This window comes from Vibrio salinus (assembly GCF_021272385.1).
GTDB classification, from domain to species: domain Bacteria; phylum Pseudomonadota; class Gammaproteobacteria; order Enterobacterales; family Vibrionaceae; genus Vibrio; species Vibrio salinus.
The window spans coordinates 405908-429171 of record NZ_JAJSDZ010000009.1 but is presented as its reverse complement, the minus strand read 5'-3'; the positions used below and the strand labels follow the sequence as shown (position 1 = coordinate 429171).

Genomic DNA, 23264 nt, shown 5'->3' with positions numbered 1-23264 from the left:
AATGCTGGATAGCATTAAAGCAAGTTTTACAGAAAGCATTCAAATTCAAATTGCTGCAGCAGAGGCATTACCCGATGCCATTACTCATGCAGCACAGGCAATGGTCGCTCAACTCCTTAACGGCAATAAAATTTTATGTTGTGGTAACGGCGGATCAGCAGCCAATGCTCAGCAATTTTCTGCCTGTCTTATTAATCGTTTTGAAACAGAAAGGCCAAGCCTTCCGGCGTTGACTCTGACATCAGACAATACAACGATGACTGCTATTGCAAATGACTATACCTACCAGGAAATCTTTGCAAAACAGGTCCGGGCTCTGGGTCAGCCAGGCGATATTTTGTTAGCAATATCAACCAGTGGTAATAGTAAAAATATCATTAAAGCCATGGAAGCCGCCGTCACAAGAGACATGACCATCATTGCATTAACAGGTAAAGATGGAGGCGAAATGGCTGGTCTGCTCGGTGAGAATGACGTAGAAATACGAATTCCATCGCATAGAACAGCCCGAATTCACGAAGTACATATGGTCACTCTCCATTGTTTATGTGATCTGATTGATCAAGTGTTATTTCCAACTCATGAAGAATAAAAAATGAAAAACCTGACTTTAATAGTAACAATTAGTCTCGTTCTCATGCTGTCCGGATGTGTAGGGCTTTTTATTGCCGGTACAGCAACAACAGTTAACCTTGTTACTGATCCAAGAACAACACAACAAATCTGGGATGATAACTACATTGAAAGTGAAATTACCGGAATTGTAAAAAAACCGCCCTACCGAAGCAAAACCCGAATCAGCGCCAGCTCATTCCGAGGTTCTGTCATACTTATGGGCCAGACACCGGATCCTTCTCTTTTAAAGTCTCTTGAAAAAGATGTGAAAGAAATTAAGGGCGTAAAAGACGTTTATGATCAGGTCAGAATCAAAGAACCTTTGAGTACTCTGGCTATCGGTGAAGACAGTGTCATTACGACCAAGGTCAAAGCTCAGTTGTTAACGGCACATGAATTAAGCGGCGTTAAAATCAAAGTAATCACTGAAGATAAAGAAGTCTTTCTGCTGGGTTATGTTACCCATAAGAATGCAGACAAGGCAACTGAAATCGCCCGCAACGTATCTGGTGTCAAAAAAGTCATCAGAGCTTTCCAGTATGGCGATTAACTAAAAACTGATACGGTCATCAAGGTAAAAACAATAAAAGTAAAAAAGCAGCGTCTCAGCTGCTTTTTTACTTTTATTTGATTATCCGGAGACTTGGTTTCCCTTTTGGTCTTGGTGGTTCATCATCACCGGGATCATCATCAGAGTCAGACTTACCGGCAATGCTTAACCCGATGTCCGAATCCACACCGTTTTGTTCGGCATTCTCCAATTCGGAAATGTAAGAATCTTCAGGCTCAAACATCGTTCCTGCGCCGTTTTCCCGTGCATACACAGCCTGAACAGCATACAAGGGAACGATTACGGTATGAGGTTTACCACTGAAACGGGCACTGAATCTGACTTCATCATTACCCAATTCAAGATTACCAACAGCACGAGGAGCCACATTCAAAATAATCTGACCGTCCTGCACAAATTCCATTGGGACTTTCACGCCTGGCAACGTCGCATCTACAACAATATGAGGCGTCAGATCGTTATCAAGCAACCAATCATAAAATGCTCTCAACATGTATGGGCGACGAGGTGTCATTTGAGACATATCCATGCTATCCACCCATTAACGAGCTAAACGCATTTCTCTTTCGGCTTCAGTCAGTGAAGCTAAGAATGAATCACGTTCAAAGACACGATTCATATAAATTTTCAGTTCTTTTGAACCAGGGCCTGTCAGTTCAATACCTAATTCAGGTAAACGCCATAGCAATGGAGCTAAATAACAATCAACCAGACTGAATTCTTCACTCATAAAATATTCAAATTCAGCAAATACTGGAGCAAGCGTTAATAAATCAGTACGAAGCTTATTACGGGCAGCTTCTGATTCTTCCGCAGAACCATTAGTAATTTTATAAGCCAGTGAATACCAGTTTCTTTCAATACGATAAATCATTAAACGACTGTTACCTCGGGCAACAGGATAAACCGGCATTAACGGCGGGTGTGGAAAGCGCTCGTCAAGGTATTCCATAATGATTTTTGAATCGTAAAGCGCTAATTCACGATCAACTAAAGTAGGAACTGATTTATATGGATTTAGCTCAATAAGTTCCGTAGGCAGATTGGATTCATCCACCAACTCAACTTCAACACTAACACCTTTTTCAGCCAGAACAATTCGTACCTGGTGACTGTACAAATCAGATGCACTTGAGAATAAAGTCATCACAGAACGTTTATTGGCAGCTACAGCCATGGAGCCCTCCAGCACACTTACAATATTTAACCAACACTTCGAATGAAGTATCAGTCTCTGATAAATAAAAAAACAACGTATTATGGTAGCATATTTAATGCTCACCGTGCCAATTTTCTTTCGGCGTTATTCGATGGAAAAATATGCCAAAAGCAAAAAGACAAGTCTCTGTCGGAAAGGAAAAATAAGAAATAAAAAGCCCGGCATATTTGCCGGGCTTTCCAATCGTATCGATACAATACTCTTCGAATAACCTTTGCGAAAAGATTAACGTTTTGAGAACTGTGGACGACGACGTGCTTTACGTAGACCAACTTTCTTACGTTCAACACAACGAGCATCACGAGTAACATAACCCGCAGCGCGAAGAGCTGGACGTAGAGATTCGTCGTATTCCATAAGAGCACGAGTGATACCGTGACGGATAGCACCTGCCTGACCAGAAATACCACCACCTGAAACAGTGATGTACAGATCAAGTTTTTCAGTCATTTCAACTAACTCAAGAGGTTGCTGAACAACCATACGCGCTGTTGGACGACCGAAGTACTCTTCAAGGCTACGTTTATTAATTACAATGTTGCCGCTGCCTGGTTTGATAAAAACACGCGCAGCTGAGCTTTTGCGACGGCCTGTGCCGTAGTATTGATTCTCTGCCATTTTCGAAATCCCCGATTAGATGTCTAGTACTTTTGGTTGTTGAGCAACATGGTTGTGCTCAGCGCCGGCGTAAACTTTTAGCTTACGGTACATAGCACGGCCTAGAGGACCACGTGGTAGCATACCTTTAACCGCTAGCTCAATTACCATTTCTGGCTTGTGATCAATCAGTTTATCAAAAGTGATTGATTTAATGCCGCCAGGAAATTCTGAGTGACGATAGTAAGTTTTAGCAGCTGCTTTGTTACCTGTTACAGTCACTTTCTCTGCATTGATAACGATGATGTAATCACCAGCATCAACGTGAGGAGTGTATTCAGCTTTATGCTTGCCACGTAGGCGAGATGCAATTTCACTTGCTAGACGACCAAGAGTTTTACCTTCAGCGTCTACAACATACCAGTCGCGTTTTACTGTTTCTGGTTTAGCAACGAAAGTTTTCATGCTAATAATAACCCGTTAATTTAAATTTACACTTAAGGAGCTCTTGCTCCCACTGTCTAAGAGCCCATTCATCACCCCTTCGAGTGTTGGCACTCTCGGCTAAAGAGCCTGCAGTAACGGTGGGTCGCAGGATTATAGAGAAGAGAGAAGAAAAAATCATCTCTTTTTGTGCAATTTCTTTAAATTTCTCTCATTAATCTCAACTATTCTTTAAAATCAAACCCGCATCATTCTTTCATAAAGATAACGGTTTATAAATGAGAAGCCGATAAGAAGCACTATAAGTTATATCGTCATTTAACTTTATTGGTATCTGAACTCATAGTAACATGTCGTTATGTAAAGTTGTGTAAAGACTACACATAAAGAAAACATACCTAAGGAGCACTTATGCCGTGGATTTATGCCATTGTAGGCCTTTTAGTCGGTTGTGTCGTTGGCATAGTAGTTGCCCGTATTACAACCCCTCAGTACAAGAGCCAAAAAACACTTCACAAAGAATTGGACAATGCAAAATACGCGTTAGAGCAAAAGCAGCAAGATCTGGTTGATCACTTTGCTCAGACAGCGGAACTGCTTGATATTATTGGGAAAGATTATACAAAACTCTATCAACACCTTGCGAAAACCTCTAAAGAGCTTGTCCCGAACATTCCCGATCATGACAATCCATTCGTTAAAACGGCCGCTAAACACAATAAGCCGGGTATATCCAAGTCAGTTACTCAGAATAACCCTGCTGAAGAACCAGAGCCCTCAACCAGTGAAGATCAGCCACCAAAAGATTATGCAACTGGCGCAACAGGACTGCTAAAAAATGATGAATTAAAAATTATCGATTCAAAAGAGGTCGTTAATGCGCAAACCAGTTAAAACTTTTTTATGAACTTTACAAAGGTTTTTGAGTCTTAATTCTCGTCTCTGTCATTAACGTTATCCGGTTACGCACATATATGGGATAGCAACAGGCAAATCAAATACCAGAGGAGTTTTAGGATGAAAAAACCTTTGCTTGCACTAACCGCTCTATCATTATGTCTTAGTTCAGTCATTACACCAATACCCGCATCCGCAGCCCTTCCTCTTACTGTAAATGGAGAGCAACTACCAAGCCTGGCACCAATGCTAGAGCATGTTACTCCGGCAGTAGTTAGCATCGCTGTAGAAGGAACTCAGGTTTCCCGCCAAAAAATTCCTGAGCAATTCCGTTTCTTCTTCGGGCCAGATTTTCCCACAGAACAATTGCAGGAACGGCCATTCAAAGCATTGGGTTCCGGCGTAATTATCAATGCCCAAAAAGGGTATGTGGTCACAAATTACCATGTCATTAACAGTGCGACAAAAATTAAAGTGAAACTTCATGATGGCCGGGAATACAAAGCTAAACTGGTTGGTGGTGACAAAATGTCAGACATTGCTCTGATCCAACTGCAAAATGCCAGTAACCTGACTCAGATAAAAGTCGCAGATTCAGACAAACTGAGAGTTGGTGATTTTGCCGTTGCTATCGGTAACCCATTTGGTCTCGGTCAGACAGTGACGTCTGGTATTGTTTCCGCATTGGGCCGTAGTGGGCTGAATATCGAGAATTTTGAAAACTTCATTCAGACCGATGCGGCTATTAACAGCGGTAACTCCGGTGGTGCCCTTGTCAACCTGAAAGGCGAGCTTATCGGAATTAATACCGCTATATTGGGACCTAGCGGCGGTAACATTGGTATCGGGTTTGCCATTCCTTCTAACATGATGAAAAACCTGACCGATCAGATTCTGCAGTTTGGAGAAGTCAAACGCGGTATGCTGGGGGTTCAGGGAGGAGAAGTAACATCCGAACTGGCACAGGCAATGGGTTATAAATCCAGCAAAGGTGCCTTTATCAGTCAGGTAATACCAAATAGTGCCGCTGATAAAGCGGGATTGAAAGCCGGCGATATTATCGTTTCTATCAACGGAAAAGATATTGATAGCTTCGCCGAGTTAAGAGCCAAAGTGGCAACGCTTGGCGCCGGTAAAAAAGTTACGCTTGGCATATTGAGAGATGGTAATAAGAAAGACTTTAAAGTCACATTAGGCGAACAGAATGAAACAAAAACACTGGCCGATAACTTACATGAAGGATTAGCAGGTGCAGAGCTGGCTAACACAACACCGGCGGATCCGATTGAAGGCATCAAAGTAATCAGTGTGAAAAAAGATTCTCCTGCTGCGCAATATCAACTTAAAAAAGACGATATTATCATCGGGGTTAACCGCCAAAGAGTGAAAAACATCGCTCAGCTCAGAAAAATACTGGAAAAAACTCAAGGGGTATTAGCCCTTAATATCCAGAGAGGTGAACGAACTATTTATCTGGTTATTCGCTAAACCAATGTCTCACAGGGCTAATCTTTTTCATTAGCCCATTTCCACACTCATAAGGTAATGCTATTCTCCCTGTGTAATTGTTCTTTGGAATAAGTTCAGAACCGGGGAGAATATGTTTCGCTATTTAATTCGTTCAATCATTCTGGGATTAGTGACATCCATTGTTGTCATTTTTGCTGTTCCATCAACTAGGCAGCATGTCTTTTCTTTACTTGAACACTCCGAATCTAACAGTATTCAGTCACTGCAAATTACGTTCAATGAAGCGGTTCGTAAAGCTGCACCTGCCGTAGTCAATATCTACAGCAGAAAGTATACCGAAAATGACAGACGCAAGCTTTCAACTCAGGGACTGGGATCCGGCGTCATCGTCAGCGCGAAAGGATACATCATTACTAATTATCACGTTATTGCTCAGGCAGACCAAATCATCGTCGCACTTCAGGATGGCCGGGTAGCCGCTGCCCAGCTTGTCGGTAAGGATAAACGAAGTGATATTGCTATTTTGCGCATCGATGGTAATAACTTGCCTGTTATCCCTTTAAATCCAAATTATTCTCCTCAGGTAGGTGATGTCGTTTTAGCCATCGGTAACCCTTACAATTTGGGACAAACCACGACATTTGGTATTATTTCAGCGACCGGACGCTCATCAATCAGTGCCGATGGCAGACAGTCTTTCATTCAAACCGATGCCGCAATCAATAAAGGGAATTCCGGTGGCGCTCTTGTCAATACTCAGGGAGAACTCGTCGGCATCAATACTGCGTCATTTCAACAGGCTACGGATTTGGAAACTTACGGTATTTCATTTGCAATACCCTATAAACTTGCCAATAAAATTATGCAGAAAATTATTGCGGACGGACGTGTGATCCGCGGATACATCGGTATTGACGGGCAGGATATCAACTCTCTTACTTCACGCCTTTTAGGAAATGAGCATATTGGGGGTATTGTTGTACTTGGTGTCGATCCCAATGGCCCGGCCGCTAGTGCAGGATTTAAACCCAAAGATATCATCATTCGTATCGATGGTCATAAAGTTGCCGGACGCCAGAGTGTGATGGAAATTGTTACTGATCTGCGTCCAGGAACAACCGTCAAGGTTGTGGTCATTCGCAATGGGAAAGAGCTGACTATCCCGGTAACCGTTGCAGAAGATAAAAGAGACAAATAATCACAATACAGAATTCCCATAAAATAAAAAGCGGAGCCAAATGGCTCCGCTTTTCTTTATGAGAACGCTAGTGTCAGCATTATTTCTTAGCAAGCTTCTCTTTGATACGAGCCGCTTTACCTGAACGTTCACGTAGGTAGTACAACTTGGCACGACGTACTGCACCACGACGTTTCACTTCAATGCTATTCACTGCTGGAGAGTGAGTTTGGAACGTACGCTCTACACCTTCACCGTTAGAGATCTTACGAACGGTGAATGCAGAGTGAAGACCACGGTTACGTACTGCGATTACAACGCCTTCAAATGCCTGTAGACGCTCACGTTCACCTTCTTTTACCTTAACTTGAACCACAACAGTATCACCTGGTGCGAAAGTAGGTAGGTCTTGCTTCATTTGCTCTTGCTCAAGAGCTTTGATGATATTACTCATTTTTAAATTTCCTAGAATAAACTGATACTAAATTAAATAGGTTACTTGGTTCGGTTTTCTTTAATAAACTCGACCAGTAATTGTTCCTGTTCGTCAGTCAGAGCTAGGTTTTCCAGGAGCTCTGGTCTTCTCAGCCAAGTTCGGCCCAGCGATTGTTTCAACCGCCAGCGACGAATATCACGATGATTTCCGGATTTAAGAACCTTTGGAACCTCAACATCATCCAGTACTTCAGGACGTGTATAATGAGGACAATCCAACAAACCATTTGCAAAAGAATCTTCTTCTGCTGACGCAAAATCTCCCAACACTCCGGGAATAAACCGGGAGGCGGAATCGATTAACGTCATGGCCGGAATCTCTCCACCCGTCATTACAAAGTCGCCAATTGACCATTCTTCATCAACTTCTGACTCAATAATACGCTCATCTACCCCTTCGTAGCGGCCACAAATCAAAACAAGGTTCTCATTTGTTGCCAGCTCTTCTACTCCACACTGATCTAACTTACGACCCTGTGGAGAAAGGTATATGACTTTCGTCTTTCCGGGAGCAGCCTTTTTAGCAGCATGTATGGCATCACGCAAAGGTTGAACCATCATTAACATGCCAGGACCACCACCGTATGGTTTATCATCAACAGTCCGATGTTTATCGTGAGTAAAATCTCTTGGATTCCACATTTCTATTGAAAGTAAACCTTTTTTTACCGCTTGACCTGTTACCCCAAAATCAGTAACAGAACGGAACATTTCTGGAAAAAGGCTAATAACGCCAACCCACATGTCTAACTCGCTCTGCCGGGGAATAAATTAAAACCCAGGATCCCAGTCAACTTCGATCCGTTGAGCTTCGCGATCAACTTGTTTGATCACTTGCTCTTCAAGGAACGGGATTAAACGTTCCTTTTGCCCAAAAGCATCTTTTAAATTCGCTTTCACCACCAAAACATCATTTGAGCCGGTTTCCATAATGTCTGTCACCTCTCCGAGGTTATAGCCATTAGTGGTGACCACTTGCATACCAAACAACTCTCGCCAGTAGAACTCATCTTCTGACAGTTCAGGCAATGAACCTGGATCAATCGCAATTTCAAAGTTAGTCAGAAGATTTGCATCTTCCCGAACATCCATACCGTCTAATTTAACAACCAGACCTTTATTATGGCGTTTCCAACTTTCAATATTGTATTCAACCCATTCCCCTTTATGTTTTACATACCAGGGAGAATAACTAAAAATGCTTTCAGCGTTGTCTGTATAGGAAAAAACTTTAAGCCAGCCACGAATGCCATAAGTAGCACCAAACTTACCTACAACAACTTTTTCGTTTTGCCCGCTCATGGTTTCTTTACCTTTCATCGACATAAACTAGTCACTATCTCAGAACAATAAATAGATTAAGCCGCTGCTTGAGCGTCTTTTACTAGTTTAGCTACGCGATCAGATACAGTCGCGCCTTGACCAACCCAGTGATTAACACGGTCCAGGTCCAGACGTAGGCCTTCTTCCTGACCACGTGCAGTTGGGTTATAGAAACCCACTTTTTCGATGAAACGACCAGTAGCTGCTTTACGGCTATCTGCTACAACAATTTGATAAAATGGACGCTTTTTAGCGCCGTGACGTGCCAAACGAATGGTTACCATATCGTCCTCTTTTGCTTTCTCAATAATAAAATTAACCCCAAACACCGCTTATTAAGAAACAGTTTGGGGTCTCGTGCCAATTTAAAGCCCCGGAATTTTACTCTTATTCGGAGCTATTGCAAGGTTTTTAGCTATTTTTCAACCAATGTACAGAACGTCATCTTAATACAAGAAACGCTTCTGTAATGATAAGTGACTAATCACCTTAAAACTTATTTTACTAACGACCAAACGGGTTAAAACCGCCGCCCATACCGCCCATCATTCCCTGCATATTACGCATCATTCCTTTCATGCCACCTTTCTGCATTTTTTTCATCATTTTCTGCATTTGGGTAAACTGTTTAAGCAGGCGGTTAACATCCTGAACCTGTGTACCAGAACCCGCAGCAATGCGTTTTTTCCTTGAGCCTTTAATCAGATCCGGGCGTTCCCGCTCTTTCATAGTCATGGAGCTGATGATGGCTTCCATCTGCCGGAACATTTTATCGTCAACTTTATCTTTTATATCTGTCGGAAGTTTTGACATGCCAGGGAGCTTATCCAGCATTCCCATCATTCCGCCCATATTCTGCATCTGGCCAAGCTGTTCACGAAAATCTTCCAGATCAAACCCTTTTTTCTCTTTGAATTTTTTCGCTAATTTCTGAGCCTTATCCTGATCAACGTTTCGCTGAATATCTTCGATTAGGGATAATACGTCCCCCATTCCCAGGATACGGGATGCCACTCTGTCAGGATGAAATGGTTCTAATGCATCCGTCTTCTCACCGACACCTAAGAATTTAATGGGTTTACCGGTGATGTAACGAACAGACAACGCCGCCCCACCCCGGGCATCACCATCCACTTTCGTTAAAATGACACCGGTTAAAGGTAAAGCATCACCAAATGCTTTGGCCGTATTAGCCGCATCCTGACCGGTCATGGCATCAACAACAAAAAGGGTTTCAACCGGATCAATAGCAGAATGAAGAGATTTTATTTCGCCCATCATTTCTTCATCGATGGCCAACCGGCCTGCCGTATCTACAATTAATACGTCATAAAATTTGCGTTTGGCATGCTCAACCGCCGCATCCGCAATATCGATAGGTTTCTGATCAGGAGATGAAGGAAAGAAATCCGCGCCAACATCAGCAGCTAACGTTTCCAACTGTTTTATCGCCGCAGGACGATACACGTCAGCTGAAACAACCAGTACTTTTTTCTTCTCAACTTCCTGAAGTTGTTTGGCTAATTTACCCACACTGGTTGTCTTACCAGCCCCCTGTAAACCAGCCATCAAAATCACGGCCGGAGGCTGAGCAGCCAGATTCAAGGCTTCATTCGACTCGCCCATCACGGCTTCTAATTCCGTCTGAACCAGTTTTATAAATTCCTGTCCGGGCGTCAGTGACTTAGAAACTTCAATTCCTACGGCTTTTTCTTTCACCCGATTAACAAATTCCCGGATAACAGGCAAAGCGACGTCAGCTTCCAGAAGTGCCATGCGCACTTCCCGCAACGTTTCTTTAATATTCTCAGCTGTCAGACGTCCTTTACCACTGATATTCTTCAGCGTATGGGATAAACGGTCGGTTAAATTCTCAAACATCTTGCTTCTCTACGCGGTACGGCGACAAATACCCAAGAGTATACCTTAGCCGGAGTAATAGTCATACCCGTTAGCATCTTTCATTCCTGTAAAACTGTCCGGCATATATCAAAAAGCCGGCAATTACACAATTTTATCCGGTAAAAGACACAGCAACATACAAAATCGCCAAGGATGAACATAGCCCTGAGACTATTAGCAGGTTATAATCTGATTTTGTTCTAATAATTTTCATGAGAGATATGGACGACATCATTGCAATAGTGTCATCTGCTTGCTATTTCATTGCTATTGCCACCATCATTCCCGGTATTCTGCATCAGGTCGGAGTAAAAGCACGTGCTGTTTTTATCAGTGCCATTTTAGCTCTGATTCTTCACGGCTGGTCATTAAGCGATTTAATTCTTCACAGTAACGGACAGAACCTGAGCATTCTGAATGTCGCATCACTGGTCAGCTTTATTATTTCTCTTGCTATGACGGTTTCGACTTTAAAAGTCCGCCTGTGGTTTTTACTGCCAATTGTCTACAGTTTTTCTGCCATCATCCTGGCCGCTGCAACCTTTTTGCCCGGAACCTTTATGACGCACTTAGAGAATAAGACCGAGCTACTCATTCATATCTCTCTTGCGCTGGCGTCTTATGCCGCCCTCATTATAGGCGCACTTTATGCGGTTCAAATCGCCTGGCTGGATCACAAATTAAAAAGCAAACAGGCACTGGCGATTAACCCTAACCTGCCCCCGTTAATGATGGTAGAAAGGCAGCTATTCCGTATCATTTTATTTGGTAACCTTTTGCTTACTGCAACATTAGTAACTGGGTTTGTGTATATAGAAGAAGTGTTTTCCCGGGGAAATATGCACAAAGGAATCCTTTCTTTTATCGCCTGGATTGTCTTTTCCATACTTCTCTGGGGACACTATCAGAAAGGCTGGAGAGGACGGCGGGTTACATGGTTAACCATACTGGGCGCGTTTATATTAACGCTGGCCTACTTTGGTAACCGCTTTGTTCGAGAGTTTATTCTTAGTTAAGACCCAATGGTAATAAGAATGACATTTGTTAAAAATATTTAAGGGAATCTTTAATTTTGGACGATATATCAACGGGTATATTATTTGCTCTGCTTGCGTGCCTTATCGTTATTTCCGGTTACTTTTCCGGCTCAGAAACCGGAATGATGTCTCTGAACCGTTACCGGCTTAAGCATCTGGCTAACACGGGGAATAAAGGAGCAAAACGCGTCGAAAAACTACTTTCCAGACCAGACAGGCTCATCGGACTCATTCTCATCGGTAATAATCTGGTCAATATTCTGGCATCTGCCATCGCGACCATCATAGGTATGCGTTTGTATGGCGATCTTGGCGTCGCAATCGCCACCGGGGCTTTAACTCTGGTTATTCTGGTATTTGCGGAAGTGACACCCAAAACACTGGCTGCAATTTATCCGGAAAAAGTGTCCAACGCCAGTAGCTTAGTACTGGTCGTGTTAATGAAGTTACTGTCCCCATTAGTGGTATTTGTCAATTTTATCACCAATGGTTTCATCCGTTTGCTAGGCTTGTCCGTCAAACATTCCGTAGAAGACAGTCTGAGCTCAGAAGAGCTCAGAACCATTGTGAATGAAGCCGGCGGACTGATTCCTAAACGCCACCAGGATATGTTGTTATCTATTCTGGATCTGGAGCACGTCACCGTTAACGACATCATGATACCCAGAAATGAAATTGCCGGTATCAATATTAATGATGACTGGAAGTCCATTGTTCGTAAACTGACACACTCAGCCCACGGCCGTTTGGTTCTTTACCGGGATAATATCGATGAAGTAGTCGGTATCCTAAAACTGCGTGACGCTTTTAAAATCATGCTTGAGAAAAATGAGGTTAACAAAGAAACACTGCTGCGTGCATCAGACGAAGTCTATTTTATCCCGGAATCTACGCCTCTGAATGTTCAGTTATTAAAGTTCCAGCGAAATAAAGAAAGGATTGGCCTGATTGTTGATGAGTACGGAGATATAAACGGGCTCATCACTCTGGAAGACATTCTGGAAGAGATTGTTGGTGAGTTTACGACATCAATGCAGCCAAGTCTGGCAGAAGAAATTACACCACAGGTTGACGGTAGCTTTATTATTGAAGGCAGCGCCAATATCCGGGATATCAACAAAAGCTTACGGTGGAAATTACCAACTGACGGGCCGAGAACTCTAAATGGTCTGCTTCTGGAGCATTTAGAAGACATTCCGGAAACCAAACTCAGCGTCAGAATTTCCGGTCATGCCATGGAAATAATGGAAATAGAAGAAAACAGGATTACCTCTGTGAAAGTCTATCCGAGCAAGAAAAAAAATCAGTAGTCCTGCTGATATTCGTTGTGCAAGAAACAAAAAAAGCTTGGTCAACAACCAAGCTTTTTACTACTGACAATTTATAAATTAATGAACTTTAAGCTCGTCCAGCATTGATTTAGGTAATGCTAACTCATCGTTTTTATTAATTGAGATGCCAGCATCAATGATCATTTTCGCAATTTGTTTTGCTTCATCAAGAGAATGCATTTTAGCCGTTCCACACTGATAAATATTCAGTTCAGGAATATTGTCCTGACTTTCAACTTTCAGAACATCATTCATTGATGCCAACCAGGCATCAACAACCTGCTGCTCATCCGGTGCACCGATTAGGCTCATATAAAAACCAGTCCGGCATCCCATTGGAGAAATATCAATGATTTCTACATCGCTGCCATTCAGGTGTGAACGCATAAATCCCGCGTACAAATGTTCTAACGTATGGATTCCTTTTTCTGACAGGATATCTTTATTTGGTGCTGTAAAACGTAAATCAAACACCGTAATAGTATCCCCCTGAGGCGTTGTCATTTTTTTTGCCACTCGAACAGCGGGGGCATTCATCCGGGTATGATCTACGGTAAAACTATCTAGTAATGGCATTACTTTTCTCCATTCCGGCTGATTAAAAAAACCAGCTACGATTATCTTCAAGCTCCTGACGACATTTCTTCAGTTGCCACCCATAATTTTTAGCCTGCTGAGCAACCCGACGGGCCACTGACATCACGGAAGGTTTAGAGCGATAACTCTTTTTACGGAATCCACCTTTACCTTCATGATACGCTAAATACTGGTTATAAGTGTCCCACATCGAAATACCCAGTGCTTTATTTGTTGTCCTAGTATACCAGCCAATAAACATCAGGGAATCAGAAAAATTCGTCCGGCTTCCGCCATTGTCCGTCGCCTTCTGAAAATCTTCCCACGCCGGGTCCTGGGCCTGTGCATAGCCATAAGCACTGCTCACCCGGCCGAAAGGAACAAATCCCAGCAGATAATCACGGGGAGGCAAAGCATCATGCCGAAATGAACTTTCCTGTTTAACAAATGCCATTGCTACCTGAATCGGTGTTCCCCAACGATCATTCATATCAACCGCATCTTCATACCAATCCGGGTTTTCACGAAAAATAGAACAGATATTTTCCGGATGCGACGGCGGTGGCGTTGCACACCCCGAAATCAGAAGTGTGCAGGGAAAGATCAAAAAACAGAAAAACTTAAGCAAACGCATTGGTATGTAAACAGGCAAAATAGTCAGATAAAAATGTATCAAAATCCATCGAATCGGATTTTTCTATTTTTCGTTGTTTCTCCAGAGACTCAATAGCCTCCTGATTCAGTACCTCTCTGGAAAAATGACGCAACTGATATTGACGGTAGAAATCGCTATGATGCTGATTCAAAGCTCTGCCCAGAGAACCAATACCTCCGGTTTCTTTAATTTTTTCCAACATTTGCGATGACAGTGTTTTCTCAGGATGCATTATCCAGTCTGCCAGCTCAGTGATAACATCTGAATAACGATGATCATCGTTTACCTGATCCATCACTTTAGCGACTTCAGAAAACTCGGAAAACACCCGTTTTGCCCATTCGGTCAGACTGAGGACTTCTCCCTGGCAACCAATCTGAAGCTCTAACCCCGGTTTACGGCCTTCAAGAATCACTTTTCTCCAGTTTGCCCGCCAACATTCAAGCTCACACCCTCCCATCAAATCCGAATCACTTAACGCAGCCCAGACAAGGAAAACATCTAAGAACCGGATCTGGGTTTTATTAATACCGACTGGACTGAATGGATTGACATCCAGAGAACGGACTTCAATGTATTCAACTCCGCCTCTTGCCAAAGCTTCTGATGGCTTTTCACCATCCTTTGCCACTCTCTTAGGCCGGATTGGGGCATACAATTCATTTTCTATCTGTAGAATATTTGAGTTTAACTGCCGGTACTCTCCATCCACTTTAATACCGATGCGGGCAAACTCTTCAGAAGGTGTACGAATCGCTTTAGACAATCCGGATAAATACTGCTCTAAACTGTTAAACCCGATTTTTAATGCGCTTTGCGCATGATTGGTATAACCCAAATCGCTCAGTCTTAATGATGTCGCATGGGGAAGGAACAATGTTTTTCCAATATGTTCAAAAGGCAGATTGGATTTTTTTCCCTGAAGAAAAGACGAACAGATAGCCGGTGATGCCCCGAACAGGTAAGGAATTAGCCATCCAAAACGATAATAATTACGGATTAATCCAAAATATCCGGCAGAACGACTCTCTTCCCTCTCCTTTTCACTCTGTTGACCAAATAACGCATCCCAGAATGAATCAGGAAATGAAAAATTAAAATGAACGCCGGAGATAATTTGCATCAGGCTGCCATAGCGTCTTTTCAGACCTTCCCGATACAAGGTTTTCATTTTACCAGAATTCGACGTTCCGTATTGAGCCAGCTGAATATCGTCTTCATTACCGACAAAGCAAGGCATGGACATTGGCCACAAATGCTCATCACCCATGTTCGAATCAGAAAAGGCATGAATATCTGTCAACTGATCCAGCAATGTATCGACATCGTTGTTAACCGGGGTAATAAATTCAAGTAATGACTCCGAAAAATCCGTCGTAATAAAACGATTGGTTAATGCCGACCCCAATGCTTTTGGGTGTGGTGTATGAGCCAGATGACCATCTGAATTAAAACGTAAACTTTCTCGCTCAATACCTCGTCCTAAAGACCGAAATATTTGAGGATCTTTGGCGATCTTCTCAAGGCGTAGGGAAAAATTAGTCAAAATGAGCTTCGCTTATTCTGGGGCGATAACAATCCGATTCCATTCCGTATTTCTTATCGCCGGGTGAACTTATATTATGGACTATTAATGCGTCCTTCAATCTTATATTTCAAGCTCAACAACAGGAAGATTCAGCTTCTCAAGTTGAGGCTTTAGCTTATTTGCATCTCCGACTACTATAATCTGATAATCTTCGGGATTAAACCATTTCCTTATAAGGGTGTTAATCGTCGCTTTTGAAATATCAGCAACAATCTGGTTTCTTTCTGATAAATAATCCGGATCAAGGCTGTAAGTCATAATTCCACCGATTAACTGTGCTTTTTGCGCCGGTGTTTCATATTCAAGTGCATCCTGCTGTCCGACGGCCAGTCGCATAAATTGCAATTCACTATCTGTAATGCCTTCCTGAGAATAGCGAAGCATTTCAGATTTAATTTCACGAATGGCTTCCAGCGTGGCTTCCTGTTTCACCGAAGCATTAAAGATAATCGCGCCAACTTCCCGGTTACTTGCAATATACCCACTCATACCATAGGTAATACCTTTATCTTCCCGCAAATTCTGATTCATACGGCTGTTAAAGTTTCCGGCCAGATTAAAATTCGCCAACTGAGTCATAAACATTTCTCCGGTCGCATCAAATTTCATTCCCTGACGAACAAACCTTACAATGCTTTGCGAACTGCCCGGCTTATTAATTAAGTAAATACTCTGACCTTTCAGAGGTATCAGAGACTGAGGAACTAATAAAGGCGCCGGTAACCCTTTCCAGTGATTTAAAAACTGCAGTTTTTGCATTGCCTCTCTTTCAGAGATATCACCGACAACCGAAACCTGAGCACCGTTAGGAGTGTAATGACTGGCAAAAAACGCTTTCACCTCTTTTAACGTTATACCTTTGAGTGAACCAGGTGTCCCGTCAGGACTCCGGGCAAAAATGGTATGATCATAAAGAATTTGTCTTGTTGCCTGAGAGGCAAGCCAACCGGATTTTTCATGTCGGTATAACGCCTCCTGAATCCTCTGATGCTTAATTCTGTTAAAGTCATGGATACTGAATTGCGGATTATTCAGTATCTCATTTAAAGTCGTCAGAGTTTCGTCTAAATGGCTCTTCAGAGACGATACAACAATTTTCGAAGTATACATTCCACTGCTAACGGAAATAACAGAGCCCAGTTTATCCAGTCTGGATTCAATTTCCTCTGAACTATGCAGCGTCGTTCCCTCGGACAAAAGATCAGCCGTAATACCGGCTAACCCTTCTTTACCAGAAGGCACATACCGGTTACCGGCAGGAACCGATATCTGAATCAGTACAGTGGGCGTTTCCGTAGTTTCCGTACCCATGATTTCAACACCATTATCCAGATAATCATTATAAAGTCTGGGAACAGAAGGCATGACCGATTTCACCACCGCCGGTACTCTCGAACGATCAAAGGTATCCCGGGGTTTTCTGTATTTCAACGTTTGAGTTTCGAGCTGATTTTTTTCGACTACCGGAGCCCGGTGAAAAGTATAATTCTGCTTTGTGACCGCCAGTTCCGGATGTCCCTGAGGAACAACACTCATCACAACTTTATGTCTGGATAGTAAAAAATGCTGTAAAACATCGCGAACGGAACGCTCGGTAACGTTATCAAGCTCAGCTAATTCCTGCTGAAGCCTATCCGGCTGATTAAAATAGATTTGATTACTGGCTAGCTGAGCTACTTTTCCGGAAACACTTTCTAAAGCAAAAACAGCATCCGCCTGGGCCATTCCTTTTATCTCTTTTAGCCGGGAAGCATGAATCCCGGATTTATAAAGCTGACCAACAACAGATAGCATAGTGTCTTTTAGCTGTTTCAACTTTCCGGGCTGTAACGATGACGTCATAGCATACAGGTAAAAACGGCAGGACAACTCACCACATTTCTGAAATGATCCGGCATCCAGTGCTTTTTGTGTTTTCACCAGCTTCTGATAAAGGAGACTGTTGCTACCACCACCAATGACCCGGGCGAGCACATCCAGACTGATTTCAGAAGGAGCACCTAAATATTCCGTAGGCCAACCAATCACTACCATTGGCTGCTTTATACGATCTTCAACAGTAATATAACGATCATGAGATAATGATACCGGCTCTTTGGCTATTCGGGTCACATCCGGACCTTTAGGTATCGGGCCAAAATACTTCTTCACCCACTTTAATGTCTGCCCAACATCAATATCCCCACCAATGGTTAACACGGCATTATTTGGCCCATACCAGCGTAAAAAGAATGCTTTTAAATCCTTCACACTCACCCGATCTAAATCGTCAACATAACCTATCGGCTGCCATGAATAAGGGTGCGTAGGAGGGAACATCGCCTGATCCATTTTTTCCCAGATAAGACCATAGGGCCGATCATCATAATTTTGGGCTCGCTCATTTTTTACCGTATCCCTCTGTATTTCAAATTTCCGCTGGGAGACAGCATCCAGTAAAAACCCCATCCTGTCGGATTCTAGCCAAAGCACTTTTTCCAGCTGATTAGACGGTACCATTTCATAGTAGTTGGTCCGGTCACGATTGGTTGAGCCATTAAGAGTACCGCCGGCTTCTGTAATCATTCTGAAATGTTGCTGATCACCGACGTGTTTAGAGCCCTGAAACATCATGTGTTCAAAGAAATGTGCAAATCCAGTATATCCGGGTTCTTCTCTGGATGAACCAACATGATAAGTGACATCCACTTTCACCAGCGGATCTGAATGATCAGGGGCAAGAATGATCGTCAGACCATTTGACAACCGATACTTTGAATAAGGAATACCAACCTCACCAAGCGTTGGCTGATGCTTTTCAGTTAACGTAACACCGGCAGGCAGTGAAACCCGGTTCGCTTGTTTCCCTGTTGAAGAACAGGCCACAACGATCAGTGTCAGTACACTAATGTAAAGCCAGCGCAGAAACATCACTGCTCCTTAAAAAAAACCATAAAAAAGTGCAGCAAGAACTGCGTACCGAATTGCTTTACCAATTAGAATAAGAATAAAAGAAGGGAGCAGTCTCATTCGTAACCATCCCGCAGCAACACACATCGCATCACCGACAACAGGTAACCAGCTAAACAATAAAGCCCAGTAACCGTACTTTTTCAGCCATAACAGAGATCTGAGACCACGCTTTCGATTCTGACTCCGGTTAGGTATCCACAAGCCAATCGCAAAATTAGCCACTCCGCCCAAAGAATTACCAAACGTCGCAACAGATACAGCCAAAAAAGGGGAGTAAGTATGAAGATCCAATGTTGCAAACAACACAGCTTCTGAGCCTCCGGGCAATAGTGTTGCACTAAGAAAGCCAGACAAAAACAACATGGACAATGCAGAGTCTGCCCATTGATGTCCAAAATCTATCCCGAGGGACATCAGCCAGTTTAACATTTCATATTAAGAAGGATCTTACCCCGGGTATGACCGGATTCCATTTGTTTATGTGCATCAGCCACTTCAGTGTAGGGATAAATTTTCTGAATTTCCACTTTGAGTAATCCCACACTAATCATATAAAGCATAGTATCCATTTGTTCCGGATCCGGATCGACCAGCATTCCTGTTGCATCAAAACCAAGCAGCTTGGCTTTCTCACAGATCATCTCCGCCGAAATTGTCGGAATGGTAACCACTCTGGCATTATCATTCAGACATTTCAGGGCATCCAAAGCAATATCGCCACCAACGAGATCAATCAGAACATCAATGTTTTCCAGACGCTCTGATACTGGCGCAAACTCATAATTAATAGCATGAGCCCCAAGTGTTGCCATATAGTCTAAATTACGTTCACTACAGGTTGTGTAAACTTCGGCTTTTGCCGCAACGGCAAACTGAATGGCCAGATGTCCGACACCACCGGCACCGGCAAGGATCAGTACACTATCTCCTTCCTGAACTTTCACTTTATTCAGAGCCTGAGCAGCCGTTTGTCCGGCAAGCGGAATAGCCGCCGCTGCTTCCAGAGTGACCGCCGGCGGAACATAACTTAACAAAGACTCAGGAACACACACATACTGGCTATAACCACCACCCTGAACCGGAAAACCAATAAAACCGGCAACATTATCGGATTCCTGAAAGCGCTCAGCACCCGGACCGCATTTCACGATACGACCGGCAATATCATAGCCGGGAATCCAAGGTAGGTTGTCTTTATTCTGTTCTGCCGCCCAGCCAAGTCCGGCACGAGTTTTCACATCAATAGGATTCACGCCGGCAAAATTCACTTCAACCAGAACTTCTCCTTCTTTAGGCTCTGGTATCTGGCCAGTTTGAATGGCTAATACATCAGTGTCACCAAACTGAGTAATTGCAATTTGCTTATTTTCCATGTCAACAATCCTTTTGATGTGAATTAAAAAGGGATGCAATAGCATCCCCTTGAATATATATCATTTTTCTCTAATTCGGTAACCTTTCCGTGAAAATGATGTGAATTTATCCAACTAACGCAAGTAAAATACCAGCACCGACGGCGGATCCTAATACTCCGGCTACATTCGGCCCCATAGCATGCATCAGTAAAAAATTTTGAGGATTATCCTGTAATCCGACTTTATTCACTACACGGGCCGCCATAGGAACCGCCGAGACACCAGCTGCACCTATTAACGGATTAATATCTTCTTTAGAAAGCTTATTCAGCAGCTTAGCCATCAAAATACCCCCGGCAGTACCAATACTGAACGCCAATGCTCCGAGGGCCAGAATACCCAGCGTCTCCAGATTCAAAAACTTATCGGCCTGTAATTTCGAACCAACACCGAGACCAAGAAAAATGGTCACTATGTTAATCAGCTCATTCTGAGCTGTCTTTGATAATCGTTCTACCACTCCAGCTTCTCGCATCAGATTACCAAGACAGAACATACCGACAAGCGGTGTCGCTGACGGCAGCAGTAATATCGTCAGTGCCAGAACCAACAGTGGGAAAAAGATCTTTTCCTTTTTACTGACATACCTTAACTGTGCCATCTTAATCTTACGCTCTTCCACCGTCGTCAGAGCTTTCATAATCGGTGGCTGAATAATCGGTACCAATGCCATGTAACTATAAGCCGCTACCGCAATGGCTCCCAACAAATCCGGAGACAAACGACTTGCTAAAAAAATCGCGGTCGGACCATCGGCACCACCAATAATTGCAATGGATGACGCATCAGCCAGACTAAATTCCATTCCCGGAACATAATTCAGCAAAATAGCACCAAACAAAGTGGCAAAAATCCCCAACTGAGCCGCTCCGCCCAACCACAGGGTTTTGGGGTTAGCAATAAGGGCGCCAAAATCCGTCATGGCACCAACTCCCATAAAGATAAGCAGAGGAAAGACCCCGGACTCAATACCAACATGATAAATGTAGTAAAGTAATCCCCCCGGTTCTGTAAAGCCGGCATTAGGAATATTTGCTAATATGGCACCGAAACCGATAGGAAGTAACAGCAGTGGTTCAAAACCTTTCGTAATCGCCAAAAAAAGTAATAATCCACCGACGACTATCATACAAACCTGACCGAACTGAAAATTCGCCAATCCTGTTTCTGACCAAAGTATCAGTAATCCATCCATGTAATACTCCTTAAGCCAGACCTAATAATGGTGTGCCCACAGTAACAGAATCGCCTTCTTTCACGTAAACACCTTCTATCAGGCCGGCTCTGGGAGAACGAACTTCGGTTTCCATCTTCATGGCTTCGAGAACAAATAGAATTTCTCCTTCAGCCACCGCATCTCCGACATTAACATTAACGTTAAAAATTGTACCGGCCAAAGGTGCCGGAATGTCCTCGATATCTCCGGCAGGAGCACCAGAAATATTCTCCGTATTTTCAGGCTGAGAAGCAGGAACAACTGAAGTTAATTGTCCCTGAGGTCCAACTTCAACTTCGTAAACTTTCCCATCCACTTTAACGCTGTAGGCTTCAACTGAAGGTGCCGTTTCTTCCGGTAATTTCGGATTTTTCGCTGATGTGACCGATTCATCTAATGTGGGAACCGGCTCGAAGGCTGCCGGATTGTGGCGATTCTTAAGAAACTTAAGGCCGACCTGAGGGAATAACGCATACACGAGAACATCATCGACTTTGTCTTTACTTAATGTTATCGCCTGCTCTTTCGCTATATCTGACAGCTCCTGAGTCAATTCCGTTAATTCAGGCTTCAATAAATCCGCCGGACGGCAGGTTATCGGTTCAGCACCATCCAGAACTTTTGCCTGTAAATCAACATTCAGCTCTGCCGGGGTTTTGCCATATTCTCCTTTCAGAATGCCGGCCGTTTCTTTGGTAATGGATTTATAACGTTCACCGGTCAGCACATTAATTACGGCCTGAGTTCCAACAATTTGAGAGGTTGGTGTCACAAGCGGGATATAACCCAAATCTTTCCGGACCCTTGGAATTTCATCCAATACTTCGTCAATACGTTCCGTTGCCCCCTGATCTCTAAGCTGGCTTTCCATATTCGTCAACATGCCACCCGGAACCTGAGCAATTAAGATTCGGGAATCGACACCTTTTAATTGCCCTTCAAAACCAGCGTATTTTTTCCGGACATCCCGGAAATAAGACGCTATCGACTCCAGCGCAGCCAAAGACAGTCCGGTATCCCTCTCAGTACCTTCGAGCATGGCAACCACGGATTCCGTTGGAGAATGCCCGTAAGTCTGACTCATTGATGAAATGGCGGTATCCAGCATATCCACCCCCGCTTCAATGGCTTTTACCGCCGTTGCCATCGATAATCCAGTGGTCGCATGACAATGCAAAGCAAGCGGGATATCACAAGACGCTTTAATTCTGCCTATTAACTCTTCAGCCTCATAAGGTTTCAGCAACCCGGACATGTCTTTGATACAAAGAGAATGACACCCCAAATCTTCCAGTTTTTTCGCCAAATCAACCCAGGTCTGAGCATTGTGAACTGGGCTGGTCGTATACGACATCGTACCCTGAGCATGCCCTTCAACTGCAATGGTGGCTTTCACTGCAGTCTGAAAATTTCTCACATCATTCATCGCATCAAAAATGCGAAAAACATCCATGCCATTTGTCCGGGCCCGCTCAATAAATTTCTCGACGACATCGTCCGCATAATGACGGTATCCCAGTAAATTTTGCCCCCTCAGCAACATTTGCATCGGTGTTTTCGGCATAGCTTTCTTTAATAATCGTAACCGTTCCCAGGGGTCCTCTCCTAAGAAACGAATACAGGAGTCAAATGTCGCCCCTCCCCAGGTTTCCAATGACCAGTATCCAACATTGTCCAGTTCAGCTGCAATTGGCAACATATCGTCAATACGCATCCGGGTGGCAAATAAAGATTGATGCGCATCTCTCAGAACAACATCCGTAATAGCTAATGGTTTTGCCATG

At 43.4% G+C, this 23264-nt stretch carries 24 protein-coding genes; 7 read left to right on the top strand and 17 right to left on the bottom strand.

What is annotated here, in order from left to right; all coding sequences use genetic code 11:
- Position 1 precedes the first annotated feature (1 nt).
- Entirely contained in the window at positions 2-592 is a 591-nt protein-coding gene (locus tag LRQ06_RS10205; RefSeq protein WP_232766225.1) for a phosphoheptose isomerase, read from the top strand.
- A 3-nt stretch (positions 593-595) separates the two neighbouring features.
- Positions 596-1165: a BON domain-containing protein gene (locus tag LRQ06_RS10200; protein WP_232766224.1), complete on the top strand. Its 570-nt coding sequence runs from the start codon at positions 596-598 to the stop codon at positions 1163-1165.
- 73 nt (positions 1166-1238) lie between these two features.
- Here the strand turns inward: LRQ06_RS10200 and sspB are convergent, their stop codons facing one another.
- From sspB to rplM, 4 genes are all read right to left on the bottom strand, one after another.
- The gene (sspB, locus tag LRQ06_RS10195; protein ID WP_232766223.1) at positions 1239-1715 is read right to left on the bottom strand and encodes a ClpXP protease specificity-enhancing factor; all 477 of its coding nucleotides are present in this window, start codon (positions 1713-1715) and stop codon (positions 1239-1241) included.
- A gap of 12 nt (positions 1716-1727) precedes the next feature.
- Positions 1728-2363 (bottom strand): stringent starvation protein SspA, encoded by a 636-nt coding sequence (sspA, locus tag LRQ06_RS10190; RefSeq protein WP_232766222.1) that lies wholly within the window; start codon positions 2361-2363, stop codon positions 1728-1730.
- A gap of 267 nt (positions 2364-2630) precedes the next feature.
- Entirely contained in the window at positions 2631-3023 is a 393-nt protein-coding gene (gene rpsI / locus LRQ06_RS10185; RefSeq protein WP_232766221.1) for a 30S ribosomal protein S9, read from the bottom strand.
- Positions 3024-3038: 15 nt separating this feature from the next.
- Positions 3039-3467, bottom strand: a complete 429-nt coding sequence (gene rplM, locus LRQ06_RS10180; RefSeq protein ID WP_232766220.1) for a 50S ribosomal protein L13 — start codon at positions 3465-3467, stop codon at positions 3039-3041.
- Positions 3468-3857: 390 nt separating this feature from the next.
- On the opposite strand from rplM, the gene zapG reads away from it, so the two are divergent.
- The 3 genes from zapG (at position 3858) to degS (ending at position 7011) form a co-directional block, all read left to right on the top strand.
- Positions 3858-4340, top strand: a complete 483-nt coding sequence (gene zapG / locus LRQ06_RS10175) for a Z-ring associated protein ZapG (protein ID WP_232766219.1) — start codon at positions 3858-3860, stop codon at positions 4338-4340.
- 123 nt (positions 4341-4463) lie between these two features.
- Entirely contained in the window at positions 4464-5831 is a 1368-nt protein-coding gene (locus LRQ06_RS10170; protein ID WP_232766218.1) for a Do family serine endopeptidase, read from the top strand.
- A 112-nt stretch (positions 5832-5943) separates the two neighbouring features.
- Complete coding sequence (gene degS / locus LRQ06_RS10165; RefSeq protein ID WP_232766217.1) at positions 5944-7011, top strand: outer membrane-stress sensor serine endopeptidase DegS; 1068 nt, start codon at positions 5944-5946, stop codon at positions 7009-7011.
- A 79-nt stretch (positions 7012-7090) separates the two neighbouring features.
- On the opposite strand, the gene rplS is transcribed toward degS, so the two are convergent.
- The 5 genes from rplS to ffh all read right to left on the bottom strand — a co-directional run bounded on the left by rplS (position 7091) and on the right by ffh (position 10689).
- The gene (gene rplS / locus LRQ06_RS10160; protein WP_232766216.1) at positions 7091-7444 is read right to left on the bottom strand and encodes a 50S ribosomal protein L19; all 354 of its coding nucleotides are present in this window, start codon (positions 7442-7444) and stop codon (positions 7091-7093) included.
- 41 nt (positions 7445-7485) lie between these two features.
- Complete coding sequence (gene trmD, locus LRQ06_RS10155) at positions 7486-8229, bottom strand: tRNA (guanosine(37)-N1)-methyltransferase TrmD (protein WP_232766215.1); 744 nt, start codon at positions 8227-8229, stop codon at positions 7486-7488.
- A gap of 27 nt (positions 8230-8256) precedes the next feature.
- Complete coding sequence (gene rimM / locus LRQ06_RS10150; RefSeq protein ID WP_232766214.1) at positions 8257-8811, bottom strand: ribosome maturation factor RimM; 555 nt, start codon at positions 8809-8811, stop codon at positions 8257-8259.
- Positions 8812-8843: 32 nt separating this feature from the next.
- On the bottom strand, positions 8844-9092 hold the full coding sequence (gene rpsP / locus LRQ06_RS10145; RefSeq protein WP_232766213.1) for a 30S ribosomal protein S16: 249 nt from the start codon (positions 9090-9092) through the stop codon (positions 8844-8846).
- Positions 9093-9312: 220 nt separating this feature from the next.
- A complete protein-coding gene (ffh, locus tag LRQ06_RS10140; RefSeq protein ID WP_232766212.1) occupies positions 9313-10689 on the bottom strand; it encodes a signal recognition particle protein in 1377 nt (458 codons plus the stop codon).
- 242 nt (positions 10690-10931) lie between these two features.
- On the opposite strand from ffh, the gene LRQ06_RS10135 reads away from it, so the two are divergent.
- Both LRQ06_RS10135 and LRQ06_RS10130 read left to right on the top strand, forming a co-directional pair.
- Positions 10932-11726, top strand: a complete 795-nt coding sequence (locus LRQ06_RS10135; RefSeq protein ID WP_232766211.1) for a cytochrome C assembly family protein — start codon at positions 10932-10934, stop codon at positions 11724-11726.
- A gap of 56 nt (positions 11727-11782) precedes the next feature.
- Positions 11783-13057 carry an HlyC/CorC family transporter gene (locus tag LRQ06_RS10130; protein ID WP_232766210.1) on the top strand — a complete coding sequence of 425 codons (1275 nt, stop codon included), beginning with the start codon at positions 11783-11785 and terminating at the stop codon, positions 13055-13057.
- A 78-nt stretch (positions 13058-13135) separates the two neighbouring features.
- Here the strand turns inward: LRQ06_RS10130 and luxS are convergent, their stop codons facing one another.
- The 8 genes from luxS to oadA form a co-directional block, all read right to left on the bottom strand.
- Positions 13136-13654, bottom strand: a complete 519-nt coding sequence (gene luxS, locus LRQ06_RS10125) for an S-ribosylhomocysteine lyase (RefSeq protein ID WP_232766209.1) — start codon at positions 13652-13654, stop codon at positions 13136-13138.
- Between the two features lie 22 nt (positions 13655-13676).
- Positions 13677-14288, bottom strand: a complete 612-nt coding sequence (locus LRQ06_RS10120; RefSeq protein WP_232766208.1) for a transglycosylase SLT domain-containing protein — start codon at positions 14286-14288, stop codon at positions 13677-13679.
- Positions 14275-15855, bottom strand: a complete 1581-nt coding sequence (gene gshA / locus LRQ06_RS10115; RefSeq protein WP_232766207.1) for a glutamate--cysteine ligase — start codon at positions 15853-15855, stop codon at positions 14275-14277. Before gshA ends, LRQ06_RS10120 begins: the two co-directional genes overlap by 14 nt.
- Positions 15856-15957: 102 nt before the next feature.
- Positions 15958-18807: a M16 family metallopeptidase gene (locus LRQ06_RS10110; protein ID WP_373054823.1), complete on the bottom strand. Its 2850-nt coding sequence runs from the start codon at positions 18805-18807 to the stop codon at positions 15958-15960.
- Positions 18808-18816: 9 nt separating this feature from the next.
- Entirely contained in the window at positions 18817-19278 is a 462-nt protein-coding gene (locus tag LRQ06_RS10105) for a YqaA family protein (RefSeq protein WP_232766206.1), read from the bottom strand.
- Positions 19272-20222, bottom strand: a complete 951-nt coding sequence (locus LRQ06_RS10100; protein WP_232766205.1) for an NADP-dependent oxidoreductase — start codon at positions 20220-20222, stop codon at positions 19272-19274. The genes LRQ06_RS10105 and LRQ06_RS10100 overlap by 7 nt, the downstream gene beginning before the upstream one ends.
- Positions 20223-20328: 106 nt before the next feature.
- Positions 20329-21459 (bottom strand): sodium ion-translocating decarboxylase subunit beta, encoded by a 1131-nt coding sequence (locus LRQ06_RS10095; RefSeq protein WP_232766204.1) that lies wholly within the window; start codon positions 21457-21459, stop codon positions 20329-20331.
- A 10-nt stretch (positions 21460-21469) separates the two neighbouring features.
- Complete coding sequence (gene oadA, locus LRQ06_RS10090) at positions 21470-23263, bottom strand: sodium-extruding oxaloacetate decarboxylase subunit alpha (protein WP_232766203.1); 1794 nt, start codon at positions 23261-23263, stop codon at positions 21470-21472.
- Between the last annotated feature and the right edge of the window lies 1 nt (position 23264).

Coding starts and splice junctions, on each gene's coding strand:
- zapG (WP_232766219.1), top strand. CDS start 3,858: ATGCCGTGGATTTATGCCATTGTAGGCCTTTTAGTCGGTTGTGTCGTT.
- LRQ06_RS10200 (WP_232766224.1), top strand. CDS start 596: ATGAAAAACCTGACTTTAATAGTAACAATTAGTCTCGTTCTCATGCTG.
- sspB (WP_232766223.1), bottom strand. CDS start 1,715: ATGGATATGTCTCAAATGACACCTCGTCGCCCATACATGTTGAGAGCA.
- rpsI (WP_232766221.1), bottom strand. CDS start 3,023: ATGGCAGAGAATCAATACTACGGCACAGGCCGTCGCAAAAGCTCAGCT.
- LRQ06_RS10105 (WP_232766206.1), bottom strand. CDS start 19,278: ATGTTAAACTGGCTGATGTCCCTCGGGATAGATTTTGGACATCAATGG.
- oadA (WP_232766203.1), bottom strand. CDS start 23,263: ATGGCAAAACCATTAGCTATTACGGATGTTGTTCTGAGAGATGCGCAT.
- LRQ06_RS10135 (WP_232766211.1), top strand. CDS start 10,932: ATGGACGACATCATTGCAATAGTGTCATCTGCTTGCTATTTCATTGCT.
- LRQ06_RS10120 (WP_232766208.1), bottom strand. CDS start 14,288: ATGCGTTTGCTTAAGTTTTTCTGTTTTTTGATCTTTCCCTGCACACTT.
- rimM (WP_232766214.1), bottom strand. CDS start 8,811: ATGTCGATGAAAGGTAAAGAAACCATGAGCGGGCAAAACGAAAAAGTT.
- degS (WP_232766217.1), top strand. CDS start 5,944: ATGTTTCGCTATTTAATTCGTTCAATCATTCTGGGATTAGTGACATCC.
- LRQ06_RS10095 (WP_232766204.1), bottom strand. CDS start 21,459: ATGGATGGATTACTGATACTTTGGTCAGAAACAGGATTGGCGAATTTT.
- trmD (WP_232766215.1), bottom strand. CDS start 8,229: ATGTGGGTTGGCGTTATTAGCCTTTTTCCAGAAATGTTCCGTTCTGTT.
- sspA (WP_232766222.1), bottom strand. CDS start 2,363: ATGGCTGTAGCTGCCAATAAACGTTCTGTGATGACTTTATTCTCAAGT.
- LRQ06_RS10170 (WP_232766218.1), top strand. CDS start 4,464: ATGAAAAAACCTTTGCTTGCACTAACCGCTCTATCATTATGTCTTAGT.
- rplM (WP_232766220.1), bottom strand. CDS start 3,467: ATGAAAACTTTCGTTGCTAAACCAGAAACAGTAAAACGCGACTGGTAT.
- rplS (WP_232766216.1), bottom strand. CDS start 7,444: ATGAGTAATATCATCAAAGCTCTTGAGCAAGAGCAAATGAAGCAAGAC.
- LRQ06_RS10100 (WP_232766205.1), bottom strand. CDS start 20,222: ATGGAAAATAAGCAAATTGCAATTACTCAGTTTGGTGACACTGATGTA.
- rpsP (WP_232766213.1), bottom strand. CDS start 9,092: ATGGTAACCATTCGTTTGGCACGTCACGGCGCTAAAAAGCGTCCATTT.
- luxS (WP_232766209.1), bottom strand. CDS start 13,654: ATGCCATTACTAGATAGTTTTACCGTAGATCATACCCGGATGAATGCC.
- LRQ06_RS10110 (WP_373054823.1), bottom strand. CDS start 18,807: ATGTTTCTGCGCTGGCTTTACATTAGTGTACTGACACTGATCGTTGTG.
- LRQ06_RS10205 (WP_232766225.1), top strand. CDS start 2: ATGCTGGATAGCATTAAAGCAAGTTTTACAGAAAGCATTCAAATTCAA.
- ffh (WP_232766212.1), bottom strand. CDS start 10,689: ATGTTTGAGAATTTAACCGACCGTTTATCCCATACGCTGAAGAATATC.